This is a genomic window from Cryobacterium sp. GrIS_2_6 (assembly GCF_035984545.1).
In the GTDB taxonomy this organism is placed as follows: domain Bacteria; phylum Actinomycetota; class Actinomycetes; order Actinomycetales; family Microbacteriaceae; genus Cryobacterium.
In genome coordinates this window covers 1,222,912-1,240,006 of the sequence record NZ_JAXCHP010000001.1, presented here as the reverse complement: position 1 = coordinate 1,240,006, position 17,095 = coordinate 1,222,912, and the positions used below count along the sequence as shown (strand labels likewise).

Sequence of the window (17,095 nt, the reverse complement as noted above, 5' to 3'; positions counted from 1 at the left end):
ATGCCGACTGCCTATACTTGGGGGTGCTCGCCAATCATGGCGCGTGTCGGTGCGTCCTGGAAAATGGGCATTCGCCTACCGCGGCGGATGACGTCGATGTCCACGGGCGCGCTCAATCCAACGGGTGCGGGTTCCCAAGGCCTGCCCTAGCTTGACGAAGGGTAACTACGAAGTGGCAGCACTGCAGTGGGATTCGATTGACAACAGGGCGGTCGACACGGCTCGCATTCTCGCGGCGGACGCCGTCGAGAAGGTCGGGAACGGCCACCCGGGCACGGCGATGAGCCTCGCCCCCGTCGCCTATCTTCTCTTCCAGAAGGTCATGCGCCGCGATCCCTCTGACAATGAATGGATCGGCCGCGACCGCTTCATTCTCTCCGTCGGCCACAGCTCCCTGACCCAGTACGTCCAGCTCTACCTGGGCGGTTACGGCCTCGAGCTCGACGACCTCAAGGCGCTCCGCACCTGGGGTTCCAAGACCCCCGGTCACCCCGAATACGGCCACACCGACGGTGTCGAGATCACGACGGGCCCGCTAGGCCAGGGCCTCGCATCCGCCGTCGGCTTCGCATATGCGTCCCGCTTCGAACGCGGACTGTTCGACCCGGAGACCGCGGCGGGCGAGAGCCCCTTCGACCACTTCGTGTATGTCATCGCCGGCGACGGCGATATGCAGGAGGGCATCACGAGCGAGGCATCCTCCCTCGCCGGCCACCAGCAGCTCGGCAACCTGATCGCGATCTACGACTCCAACCAGATCTCGATCGAAGACGACACCAACATCGCCTTCACCGAAGACGTCGCCGCCCGGTACGAGGCCTACCACTGGCACGTGCAGACCGTGGACTGGAAGAAGACCGGCGAATACGTCGAAGACCTCCACGCCCTCAACGACGCGATCGACGCGGCGAAGGCCGTCACGGACAAGCCGTCGCTGATCATCCTCAAGACGATCATCGGCTGGCCGAGCCCGAAGAAGCAGAACACCGGCAAGATCCACGGCTCGGCGCTCGGCGCCGCGGAACTCGCCGCCGTTAAGGAGGTCCTCGGCTTCGACCCCGCCGAGAACTTCTTCGTCGCCCCCGATGTCATCGAGCACACCCGCGAGGCGCTCACCCGCGGCTCCGACGAGCATGCCCGGTGGACGGTGCAGTTCGACGCCTGGGCCGCCGCGAACCCGGACGGCAAGGTCCTCCTCGACCGGATCCTGGCCGGCGACCTGCCCGAGGGCGTGGATGCCGCGTTGCCCGTCTTCGATGCCGGCACCGAGGTCTCCACCCGTGCCGCTTCCGGCAAGGTCCTCACCGCGCTCGGTGCTGTGATCCCCGAACTCTGGGGCGGTTCCGCCGACCTCGCCGAGTCGAACAACACGACCATCGGCGGTGCCCGGTCCTTCATTCCGGCCGAGCACTCGACCCACGAGTGGACCGGGAACGAGTACGGCCGCGTCCTGCACTTCGGGATCCGCGAGCACGCGATGGCCGCGATCCTGAACGGAATCGTGCTGCACGGCAACACCCGCCCGTTCGGCGGCACGTTCCTGATCTTCAGCGACTATATGCGCCCGGCCGTTCGCCTCGCTGCGCTGATGAAGGCGCCGTCGATCTTCGTCTGGACCCACGACTCCGTCGCCCTCGGCGAGGACGGCCCGACCCACCAGCCGATCGAGCAGCTCGCGACCCTCCGCGCCATCCCCGGGCTCGACGTCGTGCGCCCCGGCGACGCGAACGAGGTCTCCTGGGCGTGGAAGACGATCCTCGAGCGCCGCGAAGGCCCCGCGGGCATCGTCCTCACCCGCCAGAACATCCCCGTGTTCGAGCGCGGCGACGGCGACGCGAGCGGCGAAGTCTTCGCCTCCGCCCGCAACGTTGCCAAGGGCGCGTATGTCCTCGCCGAAGCGCCGAACGGCACCCCCGACGTCATCCTGATCGCCACGGGTTCCGAGGTCCAGCTGGCCGTCGACGCCCGTGCGGCGCTCGCGTCCGAGGGCATCAACGCCCGCGTCGTGTCGGCGCCGAGCCTCGAGTGGTTCCGGGAGCAGACAGCGGAGTACCGCGAGTCCGTGCTGCCCGCCGGCATCACCGCCCGCGTGTCCGTCGAGGCCGGCATCGCGCTGACCTGGGACCGCTACGTCGGCGACCGCGGCCGCAGCATCTCGATCGAGCACTTCGGCGCCTCCGCAGACTACAAGACGCTGTTCCGTGAATTCGGAATAACCACCGAGGCCGTCGTCGCCGCTGCGAAGGACTCGCTCGCCGCTCACTGAGCCTCCCCGCCGGGCGGGAAGCCTGCGGCAACGCCGGCTCCCCGCCCGACTCCCGCACACGTCACACACCATGTATCACAAGGAGATTGTCCCCATGACCGATACCACCCCCACCGCCGAGCTCTCCGCCGCCGGCGTCAGCATCTGGCTTGACGACCTCTCCCGCCAGCGCATCGCCTCCGGCGGGCTGCAGGACCTCATCGACACCAGGAACGTCGTCGGCGTCACGACGAACCCGACCATCTTCGCCGGCGCGCTCAGCAAGGGCGAAGCCTACGTCGACCAGGTCGCCGCCCTCGCCGCGTCCGGCGCGACCGTACAGGAGGCCGTCTTCGAGATCACGACAGACGACGTCACCGCAGCGAGCGACATCTTCCGTCCCGTCTACGACCGCACCAACGGTGTCGACGGCCGCGTCTCGATCGAGGTCGAGCCCGGCCTCGCCCACGACGCCGCCGGAACCGTCGCCCAGGCCCAGGAGCTGTGGGCCAAGGTCAACCGCCCCAACGCCATGATCAAGATCCCCGCGACCATCGAGGGCCTCGAGGCCATCACCGCGACGATCGCCCTCGGGATCAGCGTGAACGTCACCCTGATCTTCAGCCTGCAGCGTCACCGCGAGGTCATCAACGCGTATCTGTCCGGTCTCGAGAAGGCCAAGGCCGGCGGGATCGACCTGAGCACGATCCACTCCGTCGCATCCTTCTTCGTCTCCCGCGTGGACACGGAGGTCAACCAGCGCCTCGAGGCAATCGGCACCGACACGGCGATCGCCCTCAAGAGCAAGGCCGGCGTCGCGAATGCGCAGCTCGCATACGAGGTCTTCCAGCAAGCGTTCTCCACCGAGCGCGCCCTCGGCCTGCTCGCGGCCGGCGCCAACAAGCAGCGTCCGCTCTGGGCTTCCACGGGCGTCAAGGATGCCGCGCTCCCCGACACCCTCTACGTGACGAACCTCGTCGCACCCGAGGTCGTCAACACCATGCCGGAGAAGACCCTAGACGCGACCTTCGGCCACGGGGTCATCCCGGCGGACTCGATCACGGGCGCTTACGACGAAGCGAACGCTGTTCTCGACGCCCTTGCGAACGAAGGCGTCTCCTACGTCGACGTCACCCAGGTTCTCGAGTCCGAGGGCGTTGCGAAGTTCATCATCTCCTGGAACGAACTCCTCGACACCGTGACGGTTGCCCTGGATGCAGCCAAGAACAACGCGGAAGCCCCGTCGGCCCTGTGAGTTTCCGCATCGCGGTGACCGGGGCGGCGGCCGATGCGGCACGCCGTACCGTTCCCACCCTGGTGTCCGACCTGGTCGCCTCGGGGATCACGGCCCTCGACCCCGCACTGTGGGGCCCCGAGGCCGAGTCCGAGGCGGCCAAGCGTCTCGGCTGGACCGAGTCCGTTTCCGTTTCACTCCCCCTCGTCCCGGAGATCCTCGCTCTCCGGGCGACCCTGGCCTCGGCCGGTGTCACCCGGATCGCGCTCGCCGGCATGGGCGGTTCCTCGCTCGCACCCGAGGTCATCACCCGCACGGCCGGCGTCCCGTTGACCGTGCTCGACTCGACCGACCCCGGCCAGGTCCTCGCGGCCCTCGGCGACCACCTCGCGGAGACGGCGCTGGTCGTCTCCTCGAAGTCCGGGTCGACCGCGGAGACCGACAGCCAGCGTCGCGTTTTCGAGCACGCCTTCCGGGAAGCCGGCATCGACCCCATCGGCCGCATCGTCATCGTGACCGATCCCGGTTCGCCGCTCGACACCTCCGCTCGGGCGGCAGGTTACCGCGTCTTCAATGCGGACCCGACCGTGGGAGGACGTTTCTCCGTGCTCACCGCGTTCGGGCTCGTTCCATCGGGACTCGCCGGCGTCGACATCGGTGAACTGCTCGACGAGGCGGAGGCCGTTTCGCTCGCGCTCGCGGTCGACAGCCCGGAAAACCCCGGGCTCATCCTCGGCGCCGCGATCGCTGCGACGGAGCCACGGCGTGACAAGCTCGCGCTCGTCGCAGACGGCACCCACATCGGCGGGTTCCCCGACTGGGCGGAACAGCTCATCGCGGAGTCGACCGGCAAGAGCGGCACCGGCATCCTCCCCGTTGTCCTTGCGGTCGGCGCCCCCGAACTCACCGAGAACCTCCCGGACCTGCAGGTCCTGCGCCTCGTCGACGACGCGGGCACCACGATCTTTCCCGCGGACGGCACCGATGAGATCCGCGTGAGCGGCACCCTCGGCGCACAGTTCCTGGTCTGGGAATACGCAACCGTGGTCGCGGGACGGCTGCTCGGGATCAACCCCTTCGACCAACCGGACGTGGAGGCCGCCAAGGTCGCCACCCGCGCGCTGCTCGACGGCCGACCTGAGCCGGCGCCCGCGGCGTTCATCTCTGACGGCATCGAGGTGCGCGGCACCGCACACGTCATCGGCGCGGCGAGCGACCTCGCCTCAGCAATCGACGCGCTCCTCGAGGAGCTCGACCCCGACGGGTACGTCTCCGTCCAGGCCTACGTGAACCGCCTCGAGCTGCCACAGCTCGCCGGCATCCGTGACCTGGTCGCGAAGCTCTCGAAACGTCCCGTCACATTCGGCTGGGGCCCCCGGTTCCTGCACTCGACCGGCCAGCTCCACAAGGGCGGTCAGCCGTCCGGCGTGTTCCTGCAGATCCTCGCAACCACACAGGAGGACCTGTCGATTCCGGATCGTCCGTTCACCTTCGGCGACCTGATTCGGGCGCAGGCCAGCGGCGACGCGAGTGTTCTCGCTCAGCACGGCCGTCCGGTGCTCACCCTCACCCTCACCGACCCCGCGGCGAACATCGCCGCCCTGTTCGGCGCCCTCAAGTAGAAGTCGTCCCCTCTAAGGGGGCCTGCTCCGGCGGGCCTCGTTGCCACAGAAAAGGAGTTGCATGTCCCCGGTGGAAATCACCCCGGAGTTCAATCCGCTGCGGTCGTCCTCTGATTACCGTCTGAATCGCATCGCGGGGCCCTCGAGCCTCGTGATCTTCGGCGTAACCGGCGACCTGTCCCGGAAGAAACTCATGCCCGCGGTCTACGACCTCGCCAACCGCGGACTCCTTCCGCCCGGATTCGCCCTCGTCGGCTTCGCGAGGCGCGACTGGGACGACGAGGACTTCTCCCAAGTGGTCCACGACTCGGTCAAGCAGTATGCCCGCACCGAGTTCAACGAGGATGTCTGGGCTCAGCTCTCCGAGGGCATCCGCTTCGTGCAGGGCACCTTCGACGACGACGACTCCTTCGAACGGCTCAAGGACACCATCGCCGAGCTCGACCGCGAGCGAGGCACGATGGGCAACCATGCGTTCTACCTGTCGATCCCGCCGAAGGCGTTCCCGCAGGTCGTCGGTCAGTTGCGCCGGTCCGGCCTCGCCGAGCAGAAGGACGGCCAGTGGCGTCGTGTCGTGATCGAAAAGCCCTTCGGCAGCGACCTGAAAACCGCCCGTGAGCTCAACGACGTCGTCGAATCCGTGTTCCCGCCCGACTCCGTGTTCCGGATAGACCACTATCTGGGCAAGGAGACGGTGCAGAACATTCTCGCGCTGCGCTTCGCAAACCAGCTCTACGAACCGATCTGGAACTCGAACAACGTCGACCACGTGCAGATCACGATGGCCGAGGACATCGGCGTCGGAGGACGCGCGGGCTACTACGACGGAATCGGTGCCGCGAGGGACGTGATCCAGAATCACCTCCTGCAGCTCCTCGCCCTCACGGCGATGGAGGAGCCCATCTCCTTCGACGCGGCCGACCTGCGCGCCGAGAAGGAGAAGGTCCTCGCATCCGTCCGGCTCCCGGACAACCTCGCGACCGGAACCGCCCGCGGCCAGTACGCCGGCGGTTGGCAGGGCGGTGAGAAGGTCCTCGGATTCCTCGTAGAGGACGGAATGGACCCTGAGTCGCTCACGGAAACCTACGCGGCGCTGCGACTCACCATCGAGACGCGCCGGTGGTCCGGCGTGCCGTTCTATCTGCGGGCAGGCAAGCGCCTGGGCCGCAGGGTGACCGAGATCGCCGTCGTGTTCAAGCGCGCCCCCCAGCATCTGTTCGCCAAGGAGAACACGGCGGCCCTCGGATCCAATGCACTCGTGATCCGGGTGCAGCCAGACGAGGGCGTCACGATCCGCTTCGGCTCCAAGGTTCCCGGCGTCGGCATGCAGGTGCGCGACGTCACGATGGACTTCGGCTATGGCCACGCCTTCACCGAGGCGAGCCCGGAGGCGTACGAACGGTTGATCCTCGACGTGCTCCTCGGCGACCCGCCGTTGTTCCCCCGTCACGAAGAGGTCGAACTCTCGTGGAAGATCCTCGACCCGGTCGAGAAGTTCTGGTCCGAGCAGGGCCAGCCCGAACAGTACCGCCCCGGAACCTGGGGCCCCTCGTCCGCGGACGAGCTCTTGGCCAGGGACGGCCGTCAATGGAGGCGCCCATGATCGTCGATCTGCCAGACACGAACACCTCGAAGATCTCGAAGGCCCTCGTCCGCATCCGGGAAGAGGGCGGCGCCGTCGCCCTCGGCCGGGTGCTGACCCTGATCATCGCGTCGACCATGGGACACGAGGAGGAGGCCATCGAGGCCGCCAACGACGCGTCCCGTGAACATCCGATGCGCGTCATCGTGGTCTCCACCCAGGAGGAGACCGAATCGGAGACACCCGTCGATGCGAAGGTCGACGCGGAGATCCGCGTCGGCGGAGACGCCGGGGCGAGCGAAGTCATCCTGCTGCGCGCGTACGGCGACGCCGCGAGCGACCCGGAGAGCCTGGTCACAGGCCTCCTGCTGCCCGATGCCCCCGTCGTCACGTGGTGGCCGGGAGCCGCCCCCGTCATCCCGGCGGACTCTCCGCTCGGCCGCCTCGCCTACCGGCGGATCACGGATTCCTCCGCGCAGCCGGACCCGCAGGCCGCCCTGCACCGGCTGTGCTCCTCGTACCGCCCCGGCGACACCGACTTCGCCTGGACCCGGCTGACGCTCTGGCGGGCACAGCTCGCCGCCGTTCTCGACCAGCCGCCGTACGAGGCCGTCACAGCCGTCCAGGTCTCCGGCGCGGCCGACTCCCCCTCGACGACGCTGCTCGCCGCCTGGCTGCAGCTCCAGCTCGCCGTGGACGTCGACTACGAGTTCACCGGTGGGGCCAAAGCGAGCGGAATCCACGGCGTGCACTTCACCCGGGCATCCGGTGTGATCTCGCTCGAGCGTGAGCTGCCGGGCATCGCAACCCTCACCCAGCCCGGCCAGCCCGTGCAGGACCTCACCCTCAAGCGCCGCAGCCTCCGGGATTGCCTCAGCGACGAGCTCCGCCGGCTCGATCCCGACGAGTTGTATGGTGAAGTGATCACCCGCGGACTGCCGAACCTGGACGCGGTTGCAGACAAAACCGGAGGACGACCGTGACACACGAGCGACGCGTACTAGTGCATGCAGACCGGGCGGCCCTCGCCGCATCGGTCGCGGCACGATTCATCACCACCGCGGTCGACCTCCTCCACGAGGAGGGCGACATCCACGTCGTCCTCACCGGGGGAAGCGTCGCGACAGAGGTGCTCGAAGCTGTCAACGCTTCCGCGGCAAGGGACACCGTCGACTGGGAGCACGTGAACTTCTGGTGGGGCGACGAACGCTGGTTGCCGTACGCTGACCCGGAACGCAACGAACTCCAGGCCCGTAACGCGCTCCTCGACCACCTCGACATCCCCGCGGAGAACATCCACCCGTTTGCGTCCTCCGACGGACCGCTCGACATCGACGCGGCCGGAACAGCATATGCGGAGGAGCTCGAGGCAGCCTCGAACGACGGCACCGTGCTGCCGCGCTTCGATATCACCTTCCTCGGCGTTGGCCCGGACGGGCACATCGCCTCGCTGTTCCCGCACCTGCCGGGAATCCGCGAGGACACCGCGAGCGTGCTCACGGTGCGCAACTCTCCCAAGCCCCCGGCCGACCGGCTCACCCTGAGCCGCCCTGCCCTGAACTCGTCACGCTGCATCTGGCTGGTCCTCGCAGGGCCGGACAAGGCATCCGCCCTCGGGCTCGCACTCGCCGGTGCCAGCAGGGACGAGGTGCCTGTTGCGGGCATCAAGGGCCGCCACTACACGAACTTCTTCGTGGACCGGGAAGCGGCCGCAGAGGTCCCGGAGAACCTGACCGCGTCGTCGTTCTGATACCGTTCGCGCACGAAAAAGCCCCGACCGAGGACGGGGCTTTTTCGTGTCCGATGGACGAAAGGGCCGGAGCTAGTTGGTAGCGGAGAGCTTCCCGCGGCGAATGCGCAGCTGCAGCAGGGCTTCCTCGAGAAGCGAGTCCGCTTCCTCTTCCGTGCGGCGCTCCTTCACATAGGCGAGGTGCGTCTTGTACGGTTCGAGCTTCACGACGGACGGCGGGTTCTCCTTGTCGCGGCCTGCCGGTAGCCCGGAGGACGGGCAGTCGATCGTTTCGGGGATTTCGTCATCGGGGAGGTTCGCCGCGAAGTAGCGAATCGTCTCGTTGCCGAGAGCGTCCCAGTAGGAGACACGGATCCGGTCCGCCTGGAAACCGCGGTCCTGCTCCCCCATGGGGCCGGCTCCGACCCTGGATCCACGAATTGCGCTGCCACCAGATGCCATTGTGTTCCTCCATGAAAGGCGATTGTGCTTGTGGCCGCACGGCCACGGTTGTGGGAAAAGCGAAGGGGTGTGAGGGAGTTAAAGTGCCGTGTCGAACTTGGTGATGAGGCCCAGGACGACGATGCACGCGATCCAGAGGACGGCAAGGATCACGGTGATGCGATTGAGGTTTCGTTCCGCAACGCCGGAGGCGCCGAGGTTCGAGGTGACGCCGCCACCGAACATATCGGAGAGGCCACCACCGCGGCCCTTGTGCAGGAGGATGAGCATGGTGAGCAGGAGGCTCGTCAGTCCGAGGACAACCTGCAACACGACCTGGAGAATCTGCACGCGAAACCTTTCAGAATGGTGGAATTTCTCCACCGGGATCAGTGATCATCATAGCCTGACTGACGAACCAGCCCGCCTCCCCTGGCCGGGGTGGCGGGCTGGAACGGTGATATCAGGTGGAACTTCGGGCTAGACGCCCACGTGCTTCTGGAACCGGACGATGCTCGAGAACTCGTCGATGTCCAGGCTTGCCCCGCCGACGAGCGCTCCGTCGACGTTGGGTTCGCGCATGTAGCCCGCGATGTTGACGCCCTTCACGGAACCGCCGTAGAGGATGCGGGTCTTGTCGGCCACATCCTGTCCGAGGGTCTCGCTGAGGACCAGTCGCAGCTGGGCTGCGACCTGTTCGGCCTGCTCAGGCGTTGCCGCCTGGCCGGAGCCGATGGCCCACACGGGCTCGTATGCGACCACGATGTCCGCCGCGCTGTCGATGCCGGACAGTGCGGTGCGCAGCTGGGCGACAGGGACGGCGCTCGGACCGTGCAGTTCCAGGTCCGCGGCGGTCTCGCCGACGCAGATGATCGGAACGAGTCCGTGCTTGACGGCGGCGGTGACCTTCGCGGCCACCTCCTCGTCGTTCTCCCCGTGCAGCGTGCGACGCTCGGAGTGCCCGATGAGCACGTACGTGCACTCGAGCTGAGCGAGGAACGCGCCGGAGATCTCACCCGTGAAGGCGCCGGAATCGTGCGCCGAGACATCCTGCGCGCCGAAGACGACGGGCAGCTTGTCGGCCGACACGAGCGTCTGCACGGAGCGAAGATCGGTGAACGGCGGGAACACCGCAACCTCGACGGCCGCGAAGTCGTGCTTGGCGTCCTTGAGGTTCCACGCGAGCTTCTGCACGAACGCGATGGCCTGGAGGTGATCCAGGTTCATTTTCCAATTGCCTGCAATCAGCGGGGTGCGCTGAGTGTTTACTGCCATCCGAGGACCTCCAGTCCTGGGAGACGCTTGCCTTCGAGGAACTCGAGGCTCGCGCCGCCACCGGTAGAAATGTGACCGAACTGGTCGTCCGTAAAGCCGAGCGTGCGCACGGCGGCGGCGGAATCGCCACCTCCGACGACGCTCAAGCCGTCAACCTCTGTGAGCGCGGCGGCCACCACACGGGTGCCCTCGGCGAACGGTGCGAGCTCGAAAACGCCCATCGGGCCGTTCCAGAACACCGTCTTCGATGCGCGGATGATCGCGGCGAATGCTGCTGCCGTGTCCGGTCCGATGTCGAGGCCCAGACCGGTGGCACCGAACGCGGTGTCCTCGATCGAGTCCGCAGCGGTGACCACGTGCTCGGCGTCTGCCCCGAACTTCGAGGCGACGACGACGTCCGTCGGCAGGACGATCTTCACGCCCAGGCGCTCAGCCTCGACCAGGTAACCGCGGACGGTTTCGATCTGGTCGGCCTCGAGCAGGCTTGCGCCCACCTTGTGGCCCTGGGCGGCAAGGAACGTGAAGAGCATTCCGCCACCGATGAGCAGCGAGTTGACCCGCGGCAGGAGGTGACCGATCACGCCGAGCTTGTCCGACACCTTCGAGCCGCCGAGGACGACCGTGTACGGCGCCTCCGGCTTCTCGGTGAGGCGGTCGAGCACGTCGAGCTCTGCGGCGATCAGCAGGCCGGCAGCGCTCGGCAGGATTGCTGCCAGGTCGTACACGCTTGCCTGCTTGCGGTGAACGACACCGAAGCCGTCAGACACGAGGACGTCGCCGAGGGCGGCGAGCTCCGTCGCGAAGGCGACCCGCTCTGCGTCGACCTTGCTCGTCTCCCCCGGGTTGAACCGAAGGTTTTCGAGCACGACGACGTCGCCGTTCTTGAGGGCCGCGACAGCGGCCTTGGCCGTGTCACCCACGGTGTCCCCGGCAAAGGCGACGTCGTGGCCGAGCAGCTGCGCCAGACGGACCGCGACGGGAGCCAGGCTGTATTTGTCCTCCGGCACGCCCTTCGGTCGGCCGAGGTGCGAGACGATGACCACGCGGGCGCCCTGTTCGAGCAGCGCCTTGATGGTCGGGAGGGACGCGCGAACGCGACCATCGTCCGTGATCTCGCCGTCTTTCAACGGCACATTCAGGTCACAGCGGACGATGACGCGTTTTCCGGTGAGCAGCCCCAGCGATTCGATCGTACGAAGCGTCACTGCGGGCCCCGGCTACAGGCTCTTGGCGACGAGCGCGGTGAGGTCAACCATGCGGTTGGAGTAGCCCCACTCGTTGTCGTACCAGGACGACAGCTTGACCTGGTCGCCGATGACGCGCAGCAGGCCGGCGTCGAAGATCGAGGAGTGCGGGTCCGTCACGATGTCGCTGGACACGATCTCGTCTTCCGTGTACATCAGGATGCCCTTGAGGGGACCGGACTCCGCAGCAGCCTTGTAGGCAGCCTTGATCGCTTCGATCGTGACGGGACGCTCCGCGATGACGGTGAGGTCGGTGATGGAACCGGTGGGAACCGGAACGCGCAGTGCGAAGCCGTCAAGCTTGCCCTTGAGCTCGGGGAGGACGATGCCGAGGGCCTTGGCCGCACCGGTCGAGGTCGGGATGATGTTGATGGCTGCGGCGCGGGCGCGACGCAGGTCGGAGTGCGGGCCGTCCTGGAGGTTCTGGTCGGCGGTGTACGCGTGGATCGTCGTCATCAGGCCGGACTTGATGCCGAAGTTGTCGTTGAAGACCTTGGCCAGCGGCGCAAGGCAGTTCGTGGTGCAGGACGCGTTGGAGATGATGTCGAACTTGGCCGGGTCGTAGTCCTGCTCGTTGACACCCATGACGATCGTCGCTGCGTCGCCGGAGGCGGGAGCGGAAACGATGACCTTCTTGGCGCCAGCGGTGATGTGCTTGCGCGCATCCTCTGCCTTGGTGAAGCGGCCGGTGGACTCGATGACGATGTCGACGCCCAGGGCACCCCAGGGAAGGTTGGCCGGGTCGCGCTCGGCGAGAACCTTAATCGGCTTGCCGTTGACGAGGATGGAGTCGCCCTCGACGGAAACGGTGGCGTTCAGGCGTCCGGTGATGGAGTCATATTTAAGAAGATGGGCCAACGTCTTCGTGTCGGTCAGGTCGTTGACGGCGACGATCTCGATGTCGCTGCCCTGCGCCAGGGCGGCGCGAAGATAATTGCGGCCAATGCGGCCAAAGCCATTAATACCGATCTTTACAGACACGAATGTCTCCTAATCTTGTGCGCCGAAGCGCGGTTTCTTGTGGGTGAAATACACGGGGGACGGGCCCCTCACGGGGCCCGTCCTGCGGCTGCACTATGAAAGCAGCAGAAGCCCGTTGGTCTTTTCGCGAGCGATCGTGAATCGGTCCTGGACGTTCGCCCAGTTGACGATGTTCCAGAATGCCTTCACGTAGTCCGCACGCACGTTGCGGTAGTCGAGGTAGTACGCGTGCTCCCAGACGTCGAGCATGAGCACCGGAATCGTGCCGGCTGCGAAGTTCGACTGCTGGTCGAAGAACTGCTGGATGATCATGCGCTGCCCGATCGAATCCCAGGCGAGTACCGCCCAGCCGGATCCCTGCACACCGAGGGCTGCCGCCGTGAAGTGCGCCTGGAACTTGTCGAAGGAACCGAAGAAGTCCTCGATGGCACTCGCAAGCTCGCCTGTGGGCTTGTCGCCGCCGTCCGGGGAGAGGTTGGTCCAGAAAATGGAGTGGTTGACGTGACCGCCGAGGTTGAAGGCGAGGTCTTTTTGAAGCTTGTTGACGTTGGCCAGCTGGCCGGACTCGCGAGCTTCCGCAAGCTGCGCGAGGGCGGTGTTCGCGCCGGTCACGTAGGCCTGGTGGTGCTTGCTGTGGTGAAGTTCCATGATGGTGCCGCTGATACTCGGCGCGAGTGCCGAGTAGTCATAGGCGAGAGCGGGCAAAGTGTATTCAGCCATTCATATCTCCTCTGTCGAGTTGGCGCGAAGTACTCCGCCACGAGTGTGTAAGCGACGTTTCAAGTCTACTCAGGTCAGGGTGCCCCGCTGACGAGGGGCCTCAAACATCGTCGAGATCAGCGGGAAGGTTCGCATCGGTTCCGGGGATCCCGAGGTCGACGGCCTTTTTGTCCGCCATGGCGAGCAAACGACGGATGCGTCCCGCGACGGCGTCCTTCGTCATGGGCGGATCGGCGTGGTGGCCCAGTTCGTCGAGGCTGGAGTCGCGGAACGAGAGGCGCAGCTCGCCCGCGTAACGGAGGTGTTCCGGAATATCGCTGCCGAGGATTTCCATCGCGCGCTGCACGCGGGCGCACGCCGCGACGGCGGCCTGCGCGCTGCGGCGGAGGTTGGCGTCGTCGAAGTTGACGAGGCGGTTGGCCGTTGCGCGCACCTCACGGCGCTGCCGGAGCGCTTCCCAGTTGAGCACGGTCTCCGCCGCACCCATGTGCACGAGCATGGCGCCGATGGCGTCGCCGTCGCGGATCACGACCCGGTGCACGCCCCGCACCTCGCGGGCCTTGGCTACGACGCCGAGTCGACCGGCAGTACCGACGAGGGCCATCGCGGCCTCGTTGCCCGGGCAGGTCACTTCGAGGGCCGCCGAGCGACCGGGGTCAGTGAGGGAGCCGTTCGCGAGGAACGCACCGCGCCAGACGGCGGCGATCTCTTCCTTGGACCCTGTGGTCAGCCGGTTCGGCAGACCACGGATGGGGCGGCGCCGTGCGTCGAGCAGGCCGGTCTGCCTGGCCAAGGTCTCTCCCCCGTCGAGCACGCGCACCAGGAAGTGGCTGGTGCGGCGCAGGCCGGAGGCCGAAATCACGGAGACTTCGCTGCGGACGCCGTAAAGCTCGGCGAGGTCCTTCCGCACCCGGCGGGCAAGGAGTGCGGTGTCGAGCTCGGATTCGATCGCGATCCGGCTGTTGATCATGTGCAGGCCGCCGGAGAATCGCAGGATCGTCGCGAGCTCCGCCGCCCGCACCGTTGTCTTCGACACGTCAACCCGTGCAAGTTCATCTTTGACGTCGGCCGTGAGTGCCAATCGTTTGTCCATTCTGTCGTACTGACCCCAAAATGGGTCGGTTTGTGGTCTGTGTGGCCCGGCGCAGCCCGCGGGGCGACGTACCGGGCGGGGTCTTACTCCCGGCCGAGGTCGCGATTCTTGAGGCTTATCGCGACACCGGGCAGATCGCCGATCCGGCGAGCGAGTTCGCGGGCCATCGCCACCGAACGATGCTTGCCGCCCGTACAGCCGATGGCGATGGTGGCGTGGCGTTTGTTCTCGCGCTGGTAGCCCGCCAGCACCGGTGCGAGCGCCAGGGAGTAGTGCTCGATGAAGTCCAGGGCGCCCTCCTGGGCCAGCACGTAGTCCCGCACTTCGGGGTCCTGTCCGGTGTGGGAGCGGAGTTCGGGTACCCAGAACGGATTCGGCAGGAAGCGGACATCGGCGACCATGTCGACATCCGTGGGAAGACCGTACTTGAAGCCGAAACTCATGACCGTGACGTGCACGCCTGCGGCATCTTCGGCGGCGAAGCGTTCGCTGATGGTCGTCGCGAGCTGGTGGATGTTGAGGTCGGACGTGTCGATGACCATGTCGCACGATTCACGAACGGCGCGCAACCGGGTGCGTTCGGCGTCGATGCCATCGAGGATGGTGCCGTCACCCTGCAGCGGATGCGGACGGCGCACGGACTCGAAACGCCGCACGAGGACGTCGTCCCTGGCCTCGAGAAAGATCACGCGCAACTGGGAGCTGTTGCGGAGGGACTGCACGATCTCCTGGAAGTCCGCGAAGAAGTCACGACCACGGATGTCCACGACGGCGGCGATCTTGGGCAGGCTCGTCCCAGCCTTGCCGGCGAGTTCGACGAGCGGACGCAGCATTTGCGGCGGAAGGTTGTCGACGACGTACCAGCCGAGGTCTTCGAGGGCGTTGGCCACTGTCGAACGCCCGGCCCCGGACATTCCCGTGACGATAAGCATTTCCTGCTTGTCGTTCTCCGTCATCCTGAGGGTGCGCCTTCTGTCGGTGGTGGGCCTGTCAGTCCAGCCTACCGACCGAGATCGGTTTCAGGCGCGAAAGTGCTGGTGGATCGTCGCCGCGAGGCCTGGTCCGATGCCGCGGACCTCAGCGATTGCCTCGATGGGGGCCTCTTTGAGCCGGGCGACGGATCCGAAATGCTGCAGTAGCACTTTGACCCGTGCCGGGCCGAGGCCGCCGATCTCGCCGAGGACCGTTGCGATGTCGCGTTTGCGGCGGGCACGCTGGTGGGTGATCGCGAAGCGGTGGGCCTCGTCGCGGATCCGCTGGATGAGGAAGAGGGCGTCGCTGTTGCGCGGCAGGATGACGGGATAGTCCGAGTCCGGCAGCCAGATCTCCTCGAGGCGCTTGGCGATGCCGCACAGCTGGATGCCGGTGACCCCGGATTCGCGAAGCGCCCTGGCCGCCGCCGCGACCTGCGGCTGGCCGCCGTCGACGATCAGGAGGTTCGGCTGGTACCGGAACTTCTTCCGTCTGGCCGGCGCCTCCGCCGACTCACCCGCGGGATCCGTGGGGGGCTCCGTGCCGGCATCCGCTGCAGGGCCGTCGTCGGGTACGAGGTAGGCGAGACGCCTGGTCAGGGTGCGGTAGATCGAGTCGGTGTCGTCTGTGGACTCCGGGATGCTGAAGCGCCGGTATTCGTCCGTGCGGGGAAGCCCGTCTTCGAAGACCACCATCGAGGCGACGATGTTCGTGCCGCTCAGATGAGAGACGTCATAACACTCCATTCGGAGCGGCGCCGAGTCCATACCGAGCGCCTCCTGGATGTCCTCGAGCGCCTTGGAGCGTGCGACGAAGTCGGAGCTGCGGCGGGTCTTGTAGAGCATCAGTGCCTGCCGTGCGTTCTGGGTGGCCGTCGCGAGCAGCGCGGCCTTCTCGCCGCGCTGGGCGGCCACGAGGTGCACCTTGCGCCCGGCGATGCCGCCGAGCCATTCTTCGAGCGCTGCGGAGTCGTCGGGAAGCAAGGGCACGACAACCTCCCGCGGCGGCACGGCGTCCCTGGAGTATGCGGTCTGCAGCAGGGAATCGATGAGCTCCCCTGTGGTTAGGTCGAGCTCCTTGTCGACGACCCAGCCGCGGACACCGCGGATCCGGCCGCCGCGCACGATGAACAGCTGCACAGCCGCAGCGAGCTCGTCCTCCTCGACGGCGAACAGGTCGATGTCGACGTTGTCGCGCAGCACGACCGCACTCTTCTCGAGCACGTTCGTGAGCGCCTTGACCTGATCCCGCCGTTTGGCCGCGAGCTCGTACTGCTGGCCGAGGGCGGCGGCCTTCATCTCGTTGGTCAGCCGGTTGATCATGGTGCGGTCCTGGCTCGCCATGAAGCTCACGAATTCGTCGACGATGACGCGGTGCTCCTCGATCGAGACCTTCTGGGAGCACGGGCCGAAGCAGCGGCCGATCTGGCCGGCGAAACACGGCTTCCCCGATTGCATGGAGCGTTTGTAGTTGGCGTTGTTGCAGGTGCGGATCGGAAAGGCCTTGAGCATCAGGTCGATCGTCTCGTGAACGGCCCAGACCTTGGGGTATGGGCCGAAATAACGCGCGCCGCGGATGCCGGTGGTGCGGGTGACGAGGGCGCGCGGCGCCTCGTCGGCGAGGGTCACGGCAAGATAGGGATAGGACTTGTCGTCCTTGAACTGCACGTTGAACGGCGGGTCGAACTCGTTGATCCAGGTCCACTCGAGTTGGAGGGCCTCGACCTCGGTTCCGACGGTGGTCCACTCGACGGACGCGGCCGTCGTGACCATGCGCCGGGTGCGCTCGTGCAGGCTGCTGAGGGGCGCGAAGTAGTTGCTGAGGCGCGCGCGCAGGTTCTTGGCCTTGCCGACGTAGAGCACCCGCCCGGTCTCGTCGCGAAAGCGGTACACGCCAGGGACCGTGGGGATCTCCCCCGCCTTCGGCCGATAGCTCAACGCGTCCGACATGAACTCTC

General features: G+C 66.7%; 15 protein-coding genes. 6 read left to right on the top strand and 9 right to left on the bottom strand.

Annotated features, from left to right (window positions below; all coding sequences use genetic code 11):
- Positions 1-172 precede the first annotated feature (172 nt).
- From tkt to pgl, 6 genes are all read left to right on the top strand, one after another.
- Positions 173-2,266, top strand: a complete 2,094-nt coding sequence (gene tkt, locus RCH22_RS06270) for a transketolase (protein WP_327013212.1) — start codon at positions 173-175, stop codon at positions 2,264-2,266.
- Between the two features lie 94 nt (positions 2,267-2,360).
- The gene (tal, locus tag RCH22_RS06265) at positions 2,361-3,500 is read left to right on the top strand and encodes a transaldolase (RefSeq protein WP_327013211.1); all 1,140 of its coding nucleotides are present in this window, start codon (positions 2,361-2,363) and stop codon (positions 3,498-3,500) included.
- Complete coding sequence (locus RCH22_RS06260; RefSeq protein ID WP_327013210.1) at positions 3,497-5,101, top strand: glucose-6-phosphate isomerase; 1,605 nt, start codon at positions 3,497-3,499, stop codon at positions 5,099-5,101. Before tal ends, RCH22_RS06260 begins: the two co-directional genes overlap by 4 nt.
- Before the next feature lie 61 nt (positions 5,102-5,162).
- Positions 5,163-6,704: a glucose-6-phosphate dehydrogenase gene (gene zwf, locus RCH22_RS06255; protein ID WP_327013209.1), complete on the top strand. Its 1,542-nt coding sequence runs from the start codon at positions 5,163-5,165 to the stop codon at positions 6,702-6,704.
- A complete protein-coding gene (locus tag RCH22_RS06250; protein ID WP_327013208.1) occupies positions 6,701-7,666 on the top strand; it encodes a glucose-6-phosphate dehydrogenase assembly protein OpcA in 966 nt (321 codons plus the stop codon). Before zwf ends, RCH22_RS06250 begins: the two co-directional genes overlap by 4 nt.
- The gene (pgl, locus tag RCH22_RS06245; protein ID WP_327013207.1) at positions 7,663-8,433 is read left to right on the top strand and encodes a 6-phosphogluconolactonase; all 771 of its coding nucleotides are present in this window, start codon (positions 7,663-7,665) and stop codon (positions 8,431-8,433) included. Before RCH22_RS06250 ends, pgl begins: the two co-directional genes overlap by 4 nt.
- A gap of 72 nt (positions 8,434-8,505) precedes the next feature.
- Here pgl and RCH22_RS06240 read toward each other — a convergent pair whose 3' ends face one another.
- The 9 genes from RCH22_RS06240 to uvrC form a co-directional block, all read right to left on the bottom strand.
- Positions 8,506-8,874, bottom strand: coding sequence for an RNA polymerase-binding protein RbpA (locus RCH22_RS06240; RefSeq protein ID WP_327013206.1), 369 nt, complete (start codon positions 8,872-8,874; stop codon positions 8,506-8,508).
- A gap of 78 nt (positions 8,875-8,952) precedes the next feature.
- Positions 8,953-9,204 (bottom strand): preprotein translocase subunit SecG, encoded by a 252-nt coding sequence (gene secG / locus RCH22_RS06235; protein WP_134448691.1) that lies wholly within the window; start codon positions 9,202-9,204, stop codon positions 8,953-8,955.
- Positions 9,205-9,333: 129 nt separating this feature from the next.
- Positions 9,334-10,128, bottom strand: coding sequence for a triose-phosphate isomerase (tpiA, locus tag RCH22_RS06230; RefSeq protein WP_134448692.1), 795 nt, complete (start codon positions 10,126-10,128; stop codon positions 9,334-9,336).
- Complete coding sequence (gene pgk / locus RCH22_RS06225) at positions 10,119-11,333, bottom strand: phosphoglycerate kinase (protein WP_327013205.1); 1,215 nt, start codon at positions 11,331-11,333, stop codon at positions 10,119-10,121. Before pgk ends, tpiA begins: the two co-directional genes overlap by 10 nt.
- Before the next feature lie 12 nt (positions 11,334-11,345).
- A complete protein-coding gene (gene gap, locus RCH22_RS06220; protein ID WP_134448694.1) occupies positions 11,346-12,353 on the bottom strand; it encodes a type I glyceraldehyde-3-phosphate dehydrogenase in 1,008 nt (335 codons plus the stop codon).
- Positions 12,354-12,446: 93 nt separating this feature from the next.
- A complete protein-coding gene (locus tag RCH22_RS06215) occupies positions 12,447-13,073 on the bottom strand; it encodes a superoxide dismutase (protein ID WP_327013204.1) in 627 nt (208 codons plus the stop codon).
- 100 nt (positions 13,074-13,173) lie between these two features.
- Positions 13,174-14,154 (bottom strand): DNA-binding protein WhiA, encoded by a 981-nt coding sequence (gene whiA / locus RCH22_RS06210; protein ID WP_134448754.1) that lies wholly within the window; start codon positions 14,152-14,154, stop codon positions 13,174-13,176.
- Positions 14,155-14,249: 95 nt separating this feature from the next.
- The gene (rapZ, locus tag RCH22_RS06205; protein ID WP_327013203.1) at positions 14,250-15,122 is read right to left on the bottom strand and encodes an RNase adapter RapZ; all 873 of its coding nucleotides are present in this window, start codon (positions 15,120-15,122) and stop codon (positions 14,250-14,252) included.
- 63 nt (positions 15,123-15,185) lie between these two features.
- On the bottom strand, positions 15,186-17,087 hold the full coding sequence (gene uvrC / locus RCH22_RS06200; RefSeq protein WP_327013202.1) for an excinuclease ABC subunit UvrC: 1,902 nt from the start codon (positions 17,085-17,087) through the stop codon (positions 15,186-15,188).
- Positions 17,088-17,095 lie beyond the last annotated feature (8 nt).